Genomic DNA, 5,197 nt, shown 5'->3' with positions numbered 1-5,197 from the left:
TTCTGTGACTGAAAAAAACTGTCACGACGCGGCTCTTTCACCTTTTGACAACGGTACTTTCCGATTTCATGTTTAATATAGAATTGAGTTTCCAGTCAGGACCGCCTGAAGCTCTTATGAGCATTATAAAAGATGACGTTACGGAACTATCAATCCCATAGATTCGGATTACCTCTTGAAAGTGACGCAACGTCATTTTGTATAATGAAGCCGACGATGAAGCTCCTCCTGATTCTATTCGTGAAATCCGCCAAATCGGGAAGCCGGGAGGAGAAGAGATCAATTACAAGGGGATATAGTTATGAAATCAGGCGATATCATTATTTATGCATGTGTCATAATAGGGGCAGGGATCGGACTTATGCTCGGCCAAGCCTTGCCCGGAGTTCTGGTCGGACTGGGACTGGGTTATTTAATTAAATATGCTGTATCCAGGGACAAGGAAAACTAGGATGTCCATCGCAGGAGGTGCCCGTGCTTGATTCATATCAAAGAGGTTGCGAAACAGACGAAGATTACAGTCAGGACACTTCGATACTATGACCAGATCGGATTGCTGGCGCCCTCATCCAAGACGGAAGGGGGACATCGTCTATATACGGAAGAAGATTTAAAGAAACTCCAGTACATCCAGTTTTTAAAAGAATTGGGCTACGGCTTGCAAAACATTAAAGAGATGTTGGCCGACCCTGACTGGAACTGGTCGATTAGCTTGGAAAAACAGTTAGTCTATATCATGGAAGAACAAGCAAGATTGCAGAAAATAGAGTCATCCCTTCGTGAACTGATTAACGGTATAGCAGCGGAAGACGGGAATGAAAGTCTGGCCATCCGGAAATTAATCCAGCTATGGAATCGCAATAAAAAAGGACGTCGAGCATTCAAGGAGAGCATGTTTAACGATAGGGAAGTGGAAAGTTGGGCAAAGCTCCCCAAAATGAACGGTGATGACCCCGATTCCATGGAGTGGATTGCTCTGTTAGGCCAGATCAAACGGTATATGTTGAAAGACGATCCCTCCTCGCCAAGGGTACAGAACATCATCCGGCGGATGCTGGAAAAACAGGTAGAAGATTTCGCAGGAGAAGAGCAATTTATCAATAAGCTATGGGAGTTGAGAAAATCGCCGGAGCAATCGGAAGAGCTCGGACTCTATCCAATAGATCAGGAAGTTCTCGAATATATGGAGCGAGCCTATGATATATACACTGCTTCCCTGAAAGATTCCGCCCGGAGTAAGGAGGAAACCCGTGAATCTTGAGTTGCTGCTTATGATAGGGGGACTAGCCCTTTTAGACACACTCAGTCCGGCAACGCTAGGGGTAACGGTCTATTTGCTGTTAACGGAGAAAGAGCGGTTAAGTTCACGCTTAATGATCTATTTGGCCACAGTCGCCGCTTTTTATTTTTCCGTAGGCATTGCCTTTATGTTGGGCTTGGATGCCTTACTGGCTGCCTTCTCCTCCATCTTGCAGAACCGTATCGTAAGCTGGGTTATGCTGATTATCGGAGGGATTCTGTTTATCGCAAGCTTCTACTATCCCAAGAGTAAAAGCTCGGATTTGCCGAGGCCGAAGTCTAAAAGTATATCCTCCATGATTGCGCTTGGGTTTACCACATCGTTGGTTGAAGTGGGTACGGCCTTTCCTTATTTTGCTGCCATTGGTCTTATGTCGACCTCAAATTTGGCGGTTTATCAGTGGCTTCCGATTCTAGCCGGTTATAATTTGATTATGGTGCTGCCGCCGTTCATCGTGTTTGTACTGCATTTATTATTGGGGCGCGTAATGCACAGACCGTTGGAGAAGCTTCGTCTGAAGCTTGCACAGCATTCGGGATCGGCCGTTTCGTGGATCATGTGTATCGTCGGTCTGATCCTGATTTTCAATAGTCTGGATTACTTGTAGCAAAATCGCTACAGCCATCCTTTCTCCTCGGCAATATTGACGGCCTGCTGCCTCGATTCGGCTTCCAGCTTCTGAATGGCGGAGGATAAATAGTTCCGTACGGTTCCTTTCGTCAGGAACAGCTTCCTGCTGATCTCGCTTGTCGTCATTCCTTCCTTGGTCAGGCGCAGCATTTCGATCTCCCTTTCGCTCAGCGGGTTTTCCTCTTTCATGAAGAGAGCCGCTGCCAAATCGGTGCTGATCACCCGTTCTCCCTTCATGACCCGGCGGATCGCTTCGATAAGATAATCAATCGGCTCGTCCTTAAGTAAGTAACCGTCCACTTGGGCATCGATAGCTTTCTGCAAATAGCCTGGCCGGGCGAAGGTGGTGACAATCATGATCTTGCAGGGCAGGTGCGCCTCTCTTATTTGCTCGGCTACTTCAAGACCGCTGGCGTAAGGCATTTCAATGTCCAGTACGCACACATCGGGCTGAAGCCGCTGAACCGCTTCCCAGGCCTGCTTCCCATCGGGCACTTCGGCCACTACCTCAATGTCCGACTCAAATTTCAACAACGAGGCGAAGGCGCCGCGCAGCATTTGCTGGTCTTCTGCGATAACGACTCGAATCATGATGCCGGGTCCCCCTTTCCATGATGATGAAGCGGAAGCTTCAAGGAAATCGTCGTTCCTCCGTGAGGCGAGCTGCTCACCATGACGGTTCCATGAAGAGCCTGCATCCGCTCCTTCATTGATTGAATTCCGTTCCCCAGTTTCCCTTCCACTAGACCGACCCCGTCATCCGTTATATTTACGCAGTAAATATGGCCCACGGTTGCCAACGTTACAGAACATCGCTTGGCTTGGCTGTGCTTGACAATATTCGTCATCGCTTCCCTGACAGAGAGGGCTATCATCGTTTCTTCCACACTGGATAACAGCGGAGGCTTCCCTTGCTCCGCAATTTCAAGCTCAATCCCCGCTGTATGGAGCAGCTTCCCGGAATGTTCCAACTCACTGGCCAGAGAGATGAATTTCATTTCGGAAACAAGCTCTCTCACCTGTCTCAGGGCGATTCTCGATGTAGCCAGAATATCCTTCAGCTCTTCCTTGGCCTGCCGGGGATCCTTATCCACCCATTTGGCGGCCAGCTCGCTTTTCAATTTAATCATGGTTAGAGTTTGTCCGAGAGTATCATGAAGATCTCTCGCTATGCGCTGCCTTTCCTCCTGTTGGACATATTTCTCAAGCTGTTGGTTTGCTATATCCAGCCTGCCCTGCAGGTTTTTTGTCTTTCGGATGATATAAACGATGATCGGAAAGATCATTTGAATAATCATGATCGGAAGCAGGATTGAACTCCACAGTGAGGCAAGGCCATCATTTTCCTTCAAAGGAACAATGGTAAACATAAGAGCTATCGCCGCGATTCCAATGGCAATATGCCACTTAGACTTCGACTTTCCAAGCATGTCGGCGAAGATAAACCCGAACAGCAGGATGCGGGGACCGATATACATTCCGATCAGAGTTAGAGTGGCAATGCCGGCCAGAACCGCAGCCAGAAGATACCGGTCCCGAAACCAGAGCCCGATATAGAATGAAGCGAGGAAGGCCGTCAGAAGAATGAGACTTCCCGAGAGACTCGGAGCGGAATCCGAACTCAAGACGATATAAAACAAAAATACGATCGAGACGACATCTATTATCAAATAACTCTTGATTTGATCTCTCGGATAGAGCTTACTGATCATCAACAGCCTCCAGTTGCGTTATCTGGGCTCGAAGATTCCTGCCGCATGTTTGCGGACCGTCTCCATAGGCCCGAGCCTGAAGACGCGAAGCCATACGGATGCAAACCATATCTGGAACAGGGAAATGCCGAACCAGATCGCAATAATTGTCAGGGAATTCAGCTTGCCGCCAAGGGCCAAGCCCCAGCCATAGAAAAGAATGGAAGAGATTATATTTTGCATGACATAACAGCTTAAAGACATTTTTCCGGCATTTTCAAGACGGCGCCACAGCCCATCCCATTTCCTATATTGTACCATCTTCGCTATGGCTGCTATATATCCAATTGAAAGCAAGGGGGCAAATAAATAGCGGACAGGCAAATCAAATGCGCCTCCCGGGACAAAAATCAGCAGGTTCAAGGGCAAGCCGATATACAGTCCTATTTTTAGCAGCTTGCCGCGCAGTTTTCGGCCGTTCTCATCCTGGGAGAAGACCCCCGATCGCATGAAGCGGACACCGAGCAGAAATAAGAATAGATTCATGGGAATGACGAAGATGGTTTCCAGTCTTAGCACAAGAAAATTGGACAGCCGGTACTGGATTTGCTCTACCCAGGTGCCGTCTTTGTACAGGGCGGTCACTTCGACAAAACTGCCCAAGGACATATTGGCATCTACCAGGCCAATCAGCAGTATCCCCAGGATGCAGACAGCGTGGATGCTTCCGATCACCTTCATCGTTATGGAGATCAGACGGTCGCCGCCTTTGACGATGAAGGCTGCAATCATGGCCGTCAAGCCGTAGCTCATCAAGATGTCATACTCTATCACCAGGATGAAATGAAGCAAGCCTTCCATGAATAATAACAAGGATACCCAGAGGTAGACTCCCGGCCAGGCTTTCCCTTTGCGCATCGCCTGCCGATATTTTAGTTCCAGTCCCACTCCAAACATGATCGTCAACAAGCCCAGCAGCTTGCCGTTCACAAGGAATAACACGATCATCCGGATCAGATCGTCGGCTCCCCACCAACCCGAATGATCGAACGTTGTCAGATAAGCCAGATCTCCCAAATGTGCGAATATCCAGATGTTCGTCCCCAAGGTTCCCAGAATGGCAAACCCTCGCAGGATGTCCAGCAGGCGGATTCTTTCTCCACGTTGTTCCATATCCTTCACTCTTTCTCTTTGAATTAGCGTAATTTTATTGTAGCTAGGATAAGAGAGAGGGAACATTCACACCTGTAAAGAGTTAAATATGACACGTGTCATGTTCAAGGCTTGAAAGGAGATTAGGTATAAATGCAGAATTAGTTTATTAGGCCGATGGCAATAGCAAAAATTCGTAGAGATTGATGCAGTACAGACCAATATTGTGGATAAGGATGGAAATCTGCGATTCAACTGGAAGGGGGCATTTCGTCGCATTAAATGGCGGTCCTCACTTCAAGTTCACAGAAGCGATCTACTTTGAAAATCCGTCTATTTTCAAAATCTAAGCGTACTATGTCAAGTAGAATTTTTAGGTTTCTGGGTAACCCAAACACACCTAACCACCCAGATTTTCAAAAAA

The 5,197-nt window shown here is 47.7% G+C and carries 6 protein-coding genes; 3 read left to right on the top strand and 3 right to left on the bottom strand.

What is annotated here, in order from left to right; translation table 11 throughout:
* The first annotated feature begins 301 nt into the window (after positions 1-301).
* From FS806_RS25985 to FS806_RS24870, 3 genes are read left to right on the top strand one after another with little or no spacing between them, the layout of a single operon-like run.
* Positions 302-451 carry a hypothetical protein gene (locus FS806_RS25985; protein ID WP_186328534.1) on the top strand — a complete coding sequence of 50 codons (150 nt, stop codon included), beginning with the start codon at positions 302-304 and terminating at the stop codon, positions 449-451.
* A gap of 27 nt (positions 452-478) precedes the next feature.
* Positions 479-1,261, top strand: a complete 783-nt coding sequence (locus tag FS806_RS24875; RefSeq protein ID WP_144942021.1) for a MerR family transcriptional regulator — start codon at positions 479-481, stop codon at positions 1,259-1,261.
* Positions 1,251-1,907 carry a GAP family protein gene (locus tag FS806_RS24870; RefSeq protein WP_144942019.1) on the top strand — a complete coding sequence of 219 codons (657 nt, stop codon included), beginning with the start codon at positions 1,251-1,253 and terminating at the stop codon, positions 1,905-1,907. The genes FS806_RS24875 and FS806_RS24870 overlap by 11 nt, the downstream gene beginning before the upstream one ends.
* Positions 1,908-1,915: 8 nt before the next feature.
* On the opposite strand, the gene FS806_RS24865 is transcribed toward FS806_RS24870, so the two are convergent.
* The 3 genes from FS806_RS24865 to FS806_RS24855 are packed head-to-tail and all read right to left on the bottom strand — an operon-like array spanning position 1,916 to position 4,794.
* The gene (locus FS806_RS24865) at positions 1,916-2,521 is read right to left on the bottom strand and encodes a response regulator transcription factor (protein WP_144942017.1); all 606 of its coding nucleotides are present in this window, start codon (positions 2,519-2,521) and stop codon (positions 1,916-1,918) included.
* Positions 2,518-3,642, bottom strand: coding sequence for a sensor histidine kinase (locus FS806_RS24860; protein WP_144942015.1), 1,125 nt, complete (start codon positions 3,640-3,642; stop codon positions 2,518-2,520). The genes FS806_RS24865 and FS806_RS24860 overlap by 4 nt, the downstream gene beginning before the upstream one ends.
* 18 nt (positions 3,643-3,660) lie before the next feature.
* Positions 3,661-4,794 (bottom strand): DUF418 domain-containing protein, encoded by a 1,134-nt coding sequence (locus FS806_RS24855; protein ID WP_144942013.1) that lies wholly within the window; start codon positions 4,792-4,794, stop codon positions 3,661-3,663.
* Positions 4,795-5,197 lie beyond the last annotated feature (403 nt).

This window comes from Paenibacillus sp. 32O-W (assembly GCF_007679495.1).
Taxonomy (GTDB): Bacteria; Bacillota; Bacilli; order Paenibacillales; family NBRC-103111; genus Paenibacillus_L; species Paenibacillus_L residui.
Note: the sequence above shows the minus strand (reverse complement) of the source record. Positions and strands in the feature narration are given on the sequence as shown.

Excerpts from the sequence above, each read along its gene's own strand:
- FS806_RS25985 (WP_186328534.1), top strand. The coding sequence starts at position 302 with ATGAAATCAGGCGATATCATTATTTATGCATGTGTCATAATAGGGGCA.
- FS806_RS24865 (WP_144942017.1), bottom strand. The coding sequence starts at position 2,521 with ATGATTCGAGTCGTTATCGCAGAAGACCAGCAAATGCTGCGCGGCGCC.
- FS806_RS24860 (WP_144942015.1), bottom strand. The coding sequence starts at position 3,642 with ATGATCAGTAAGCTCTATCCGAGAGATCAAATCAAGAGTTATTTGATA.
- FS806_RS24855 (WP_144942013.1), bottom strand. The coding sequence starts at position 4,794 with ATGGAACAACGTGGAGAAAGAATCCGCCTGCTGGACATCCTGCGAGGG.